The following is a 4171-nucleotide window of genomic DNA, read 5'->3' as shown; positions in this document are numbered from 1 at the left end:
CCCACCCCGGGGTACGACACCTGGCTGCACCTGGACACCGCCGAGCGCTGGTCCGTGCTGGCCTCCGCCTGGCTCGCCGCCACCCGCGTCCCCGCCCTCACCGGCACCGCGGACGGCCGGGGCAAGCCGCGCGCCGCCCTCGGCCCCGAACTCGACCGCACCCTCGCCCCCTCCGTCCGCCGCGCCGCCCTCGCCCTGCTCGCCGAACTCCCGCCGGGCACCCCGGCCACCGCCGAGGAACTGCTCCCCACCCTGCGCTGGCAGCGCCCGCTGCGCGGCGGCCCCACCGGCCCGGACGGCCGCGAACTGCGCGACGAGCTCACCGCCTGGACCCTCGACGAGGCCGAACTCCTCGGCATCACCGGCCGCGGCGCCCTGGCCGCCCCCGCCCGTGCCCTGCTCACCGCCGAGTCCGACCCGGCCGAGGTGCTCGCCCCGCTGCTCCCCCAGCCGCTGGACCACGTGATCCTCCAGCCGGACCTCACCGCGATCGCCCCCGGCCCGCTGCTCACCCCGCTCGCCCAGGCCCTCGCCCTGTGCGCCGACATCGAGTCCAAGGGCGGCGCCACCGTCTACCGCTTCACCCCGGCCTCGGTGCGCCGTGCCCTCGACGCCGGCCGCACCGCCACCGACCTGCGGTCCTTCCTGGAGCAGCACAGCCGCACGCCCGTCCCGCAGCCGCTCGCCTACCTGATCGACGACATCGCCCGCCGGCACGGCGTCCTGCGGGTCGGCGCCGCCTCCTCCTACCTGCGCTGCGACGACCCGTCCCTGCTCGGCGAGGTGCTCGCCGACCGCCGCTCCGCCGACCTGCGGCTGCGGCTGCTCGCGCCCACCGTCCTCGCCTCCCAGGCCGCCCCGGACGTGCTGCTCGCGACCCTGCGCACCATGGGCTACGCCCCGGCCGCCGAATCCGCCGAGGGCGACGTGCTGATCACCCGCCCGGACAGCCACCGCACCCCGCCCCGGACGGCCCCCGTGCCCGTCCCCGACGGCCCGCCCGCGCCCGACGACACCCTGCTCGCGGCCGCCATCAAGGCCATCCGGGCCGGCGACCGCGCGGCCACCGCCACCCGCCGCGATCCCGCCTCCGACCCGCGCCGGCTCCCCCGCACCGCCGCCGCGGAGACCCTGGCCGCCCTGCAGACGGCCGTCCTGCTCGGCGAGCGCATGTGGATCGGCTACCTCAACGCCGAGGGCATCGCCAGCCAGCGCATCATCGACCCGGTCAAGGTCGAAGGCGGCTTCGTCACCGCCTTCGACCACCACGCCGACGAACTCCGCACCTTCGCCCTGCACCGCATCACCGGCGTCGCGGAACTCGACGAGTGAGTCCGGGGCCTCAGTGCCCCTGCTGCGCCTCCTTCATCTTGTCCTGGACGGCCTTGTCCGCCAGGCTGCCGATCTGCCCCTGCCCGACCGGCATCGAGCCCCCGGTGACGGTGTCCGCCAGCAGGAACCCGGGCGCCGCGAGCAGGCCGCCGGGCCCCTCGCCGATGCCCGCGAGGGCGTGGGCCGAACCGGCCGAGGAGGCGGTGGCCGCGAAGGCCGAGCCCATCAGGGCGAGGGCGGTGAGAACACGCTTCGACTTCTTCATGGCCAGCTCAACGAGCGAGTACGCACCGTGGTCACTCGAAGTAATTGACGGGCCGGTCCCATCGGCGTAGTCCGGAAGCAGGGGATTCCGACAAGGAGGCACCCACCATGCTCGGCGAACTGATCGGTGAGATCCAGGGCGAGGAGACCGGCCGACGCGTCCTCTCCGCCGGAGACGGGCACCCGGTCGTCGAGGTGTCCATCAAGGGCACCGGCAGCTACTACGGCACCGCCGTCAGCACCATCGCCACCTACGAGTCCGAACTGCGCTCCGACGGCTCCCTGTTCGGCGAGGGCCAGGGCGTCGACATGACCGCCGACGGCCAGGGCGTCGGCTGGCACGGCAGCGGCATCGGCCACTTCACCGACGGCGGAGGCACCGGCTTCCGCGGCGCGATCTTCTTCTCCACCGCCTCGCCCGCCCTCGAACGCCTCAACGGCGTCGTCGGCGTCTTCGAGTTCGAGACGGACGCCGGAGGCAAGATCACCGGCAAGTTCTACGAGTGGAAGTAGCCGCCCGGAACCGGCCCGCCCACGCTCGCGGCGGAATGCGCGACACTGGAGGGTCTGCGTCAATCCACCCTGTCAGCCAGTGGAGGGCTTCCCCGCGTGAACGACGGACCGCTCATCGTCCAGAGCGACAAAACTCTTCTCCTGGAAATCGATCACCCCAAGGCCGGCGACTGCCGTCGCGCCATCGCGCCGTTCGCCGAGTTGGAGCGGGCACCCGAGCACGTGCACACGTACCGGGTGACGCCGCTCGGCCTGTGGAACGCGCGGGCGGCCGGGCACGACGCCGAGCAGGTGGTGGACGCCCTGGTGACGTACTCGCGCTACCCGGTGCCGCACGCGCTGCTGGTGGACGTGGCGGACACCATGGGCCGGTACGGCCGCCTCCAGCTGCTCAAGCACCCGACCCACGGGCTGGTGCTCACCACCACCGACCGGCCGGTGCTGGAGGAGGTGCTGCGCTCGAAGAAGATCGTCCCGCTGGTCGGCGCCCGGGTCGACCCCGACACCGTGGTGGTGCACCCCTCCGAGCGCGGGCAGATCAAGCAGGTGCTGCTCAAACTCGGCTGGCCCGCCGAGGACTTCGCCGGCTACGTGGACGGCGAGGCGCACCCGATCGACCTGGACGAGGACGGCTGGCAGCTGCGCCCGTACCAGGCGCAGGCCGTCGAGGGCTTCTGGCACGGCGGCTCGGGCGTGGTCGTGCTGCCCTGCGGCGCCGGCAAGACGCTGGTCGGCGCGGCCGCGATGGCGCACGCCAAGTCGACGACGCTGATCCTGGTCACCAACACCGTCTCGGCCCGCCAGTGGAAGCACGAGCTGGTCAAGCGCACCTCGCTCACCGAGGACGAGATCGGCGAGTACAGCGGGACGAAGAAGGAGATCCGCCCGGTCACCATCGCCACCTACCAGGTGATGACGACCAAGCGGAAGGGCGTCTACGCCCACCTGGAGCTGTTCGACGCCCGCAACTGGGGCCTGGTCGTCTACGACGAGGTGCACCTGCTGCCCGCGCCGGTGTTCAAGTTCACCGCCGACCTCCAGGCCCGCCGCCGGCTCGGCCTGACCGCCACGCTGGTGCGCGAGGACGGCCGCGAGGGCGACGTGTTCAGCCTGATCGGCCCCAAGCGCTTCGACGCGCCGTGGAAGGAGATCGAGGCCCAGGGCTACATCGCGCCCGCCAACTGCTGCGAGGTGCGGGTCACCCTGACCGACTCCGAGCGGCTCGCCTACGCGACCGCCGAGCCGGAGGAGCGCTACCGCTTCTGCGCCACCACGGCGACCAAGCGGCGGGTGGTGGAGGCGCTGGTCAGGAAGCACGAGAAGGACCAGACGCTGATCATCGGCCAGTACATCGACCAGCTGGACGAGCTCGGCGAGGCCCTGGACGCCCCGGTGATCAAGGGCGAGACCAGCAACGCCCAGCGCGAGAAGCTCTTCGACGCCTTCCGGAACAAGGAGATCGGCGTCCTGGTGGTCTCCAAGGTCGCGAACTTCTCGATCGACCTGCCCGAGGCCACCGTGGCCATCCAGGTCTCCGGGACCTTCGGCTCCCGCCAGGAGGAGGCCCAGCGCCTCGGCCGGGTGCTGCGCCCGAAGGCGGACGGCCACGCGGCGCACTTCTACTCGGTGGTCGCCCGCGACACCGTGGACCAGGACTTCGCCGCCCACCGGCAGCGCTTCCTGGCCGAGCAGGGCTACGCGTACCGGATCATCGACGCGGACGACGTGCTGTAGGACGGCTGTCCGGCACCGGTTCCGTACCGGACACCGTCGCGTTCAGTACCGGACACCGTCGCGCCCGAGGAAGATCACGCGCGCGGCGGTGTCCAGGGCGATGCCGACGTTGCGCACGACGGTGCTCAGCGGATTGCGGTGACGCCCGGAGACGGCGGTGGCGCCGGCCGGGCCGGATCGGGGGATGCGGTTCGTGGTGCTCATGTCTTCAACGGTAGGCACCCGGACGGCCGACGGCATCACTCCAAAGGCCGTATCCGCAGGTGCACGGGTCGTCCTGCCGGTGTACGGCGGTCCCCGACGCCCCGCAGGGAGGAACCCCGACGCC

At 72.7% G+C, this 4171-nt stretch carries 5 protein-coding genes; 3 read left to right on the top strand and 2 right to left on the bottom strand.

What is annotated here, in order from left to right; genetic code table 11:
* Window positions 1–1332 (top strand): helicase C-terminal domain-containing protein (locus ACIQOV_RS30450; RefSeq protein WP_401053819.1); only part of this gene is annotated, 1332 nt, incomplete at its 5' end.
* A gap of 10 nt (window positions 1333–1342) precedes the next feature.
* Here ACIQOV_RS30450 and ACIQOV_RS30445 read toward each other — a convergent pair.
* Window positions 1343–1597: a hypothetical protein gene (locus ACIQOV_RS30445; RefSeq protein WP_049652328.1), complete on the bottom strand. Its 255-nt coding sequence runs from the start codon at window positions 1595–1597 to the stop codon at window positions 1343–1345.
* A 107-nt stretch (window positions 1598–1704) separates the two neighbouring features.
* Between ACIQOV_RS30445 and ACIQOV_RS30440 the strand changes: the two genes are divergently transcribed.
* On the top strand, window positions 1705–2109 hold the full coding sequence (locus ACIQOV_RS30440) for a hypothetical protein (protein WP_401053818.1): 405 nt from the start codon (window positions 1705–1707) through the stop codon (window positions 2107–2109).
* Window positions 2110–2205: 96 nt separating this feature from the next.
* Entirely contained in the window at window positions 2206–3843 is a 1638-nt protein-coding gene (locus ACIQOV_RS30435) for a DNA repair helicase XPB (RefSeq protein ID WP_359905817.1), read from the top strand.
* 42 nt (window positions 3844–3885) lie between these two features.
* Here the strand turns inward: ACIQOV_RS30435 and ACIQOV_RS30430 are convergent, their stop codons facing one another.
* Window positions 3886–4047 carry a hypothetical protein gene (locus ACIQOV_RS30430; RefSeq protein ID WP_359905820.1) on the bottom strand — a complete coding sequence of 54 codons (162 nt, stop codon included), beginning with the start codon at window positions 4045–4047 and terminating at the stop codon, window positions 3886–3888.
* Window positions 4048–4171: the final 124 nt, after the last annotated feature.

It is taken from the genome of Kitasatospora sp. NPDC091257, from assembly GCF_044757675.1.
Lineage (GTDB): Bacteria > Actinomycetota > Actinomycetes > Streptomycetales > Streptomycetaceae > Kitasatospora > Kitasatospora lactacystinica.
Note: the sequence above shows the minus strand (reverse complement) of the source record. Positions and strands in the feature narration are given on the sequence as shown.